The following is a 1046-nucleotide window of genomic DNA, read 5'->3' on the forward strand; positions in this document are numbered from 1 at the left end:
GGTTTTTCAACCTTATCGAACTATCAGGACTTGGTGCCAGGTTTTATCGCTTTATACCACAGGCTTGGTGAGGATTGGGATGCTTTTTATCAGGAGGTTGAGCGCTTGTCTGAACTTGATAAGTCACAGCGGCATGCGCATTTGAAGTCCTTAAGTGAAGCGATTGGAGAGCATCAATAAATGACACAGAATATTGTTTTGGCACTGGTGATAATTATCTCTCTCTGGGCGCATGTCTGGCTGTATTTATGGATGAAATTCAAAATGGACGAAGGTGTTATTACTCGCTGTCTAAAAGATGCCTCGGTAGACATGCAGAGTGACAGTATTGCTAAGCAAGTCGAGATGAGCGTCGAGCGAGTTGAGAAAGTTTGCCTCCGCAGCAAAGAGATTCAGGTAGGTGAGGGGCACGAGAAAATTATCTCACTATCAGTCACTGGAATTTAAGCAATAATTCCGTTTCGACTTAAGTGTTCGTCCAGGGTAGTGTGGTGAGGGATAGCCTTGCCTGATACCCAGTTAGCTGCTGCTTGCTCTCCAGTTAATGCTAAGACCTTTTGCTCTTTATCCCACTCGTCATTTGAAGCGCTCTTTAGATAAGCGAGTACGTCGTTGTTAGGGGTCTTCAAGCAAGACTTGATTACCAGTCCAGTAATTTCTTCGTATGTGCCTGGGCCACATTGGCCTGTGTTCGTTATAGCGCGGGTTGCCCCTATAAGGTAGAAAGCGCAGGCTTTTCTCAACCAAGCATACTTTTCGCCATGTATATCTCCATAGCGCTTTTTTAGGGGTAGAAGCTGCATACCTGCAAAAACTTGTGCTTCTTTGAGGATAGCCATTTTGTCCTCATATTTCACACTGGCTGAAGCATTTCCTACTAAAGGTTTACGCTCGTCAGTTTGTGTCATTTTTTTAGTATGGTTGAGAGGAGGGTAATCACGATAGAGTGAGCGAATTCTTACGAAGGTGATGATGAAAAGCAAAAAAACAAAGACTTCTGCCAAGTGGATAAGTGCGCTCATGAGTTTCTTCCTTGTAACTATAGA

The 1046-nt window shown here is 43.9% G+C and carries 3 protein-coding genes; 2 read left to right on the forward strand and 1 reads right to left on the reverse strand.

Annotated features, from left to right (window positions below):
* Together A3729_RS29795 and A3729_RS29800 are read left to right on the forward strand one after the other, a co-directional pair.
* On the forward strand, nucleotides 1-180 hold a 180-nt coding region (locus tag A3729_RS29795; RefSeq protein ID WP_197476289.1), incomplete at its 5' end, for an aminopeptidase.
* Nucleotides 181-447, forward strand: coding sequence for a hypothetical protein (locus A3729_RS29800; RefSeq protein ID WP_068507777.1), 267 nt, complete (start codon nucleotides 181-183; stop codon nucleotides 445-447).
* Here A3729_RS29800 and A3729_RS29805 read toward each other — a convergent pair.
* The coding region (locus tag A3729_RS29805) for a hypothetical protein (protein WP_231877535.1) at nucleotides 444-1046 on the reverse strand (603 nt) is incomplete at its 5' end. The two genes, A3729_RS29800 and A3729_RS29805, sit on opposite strands and share 4 nt — an antisense overlap.

The organism is Oleiphilus sp. HI0043 (genome assembly GCF_001634935.1).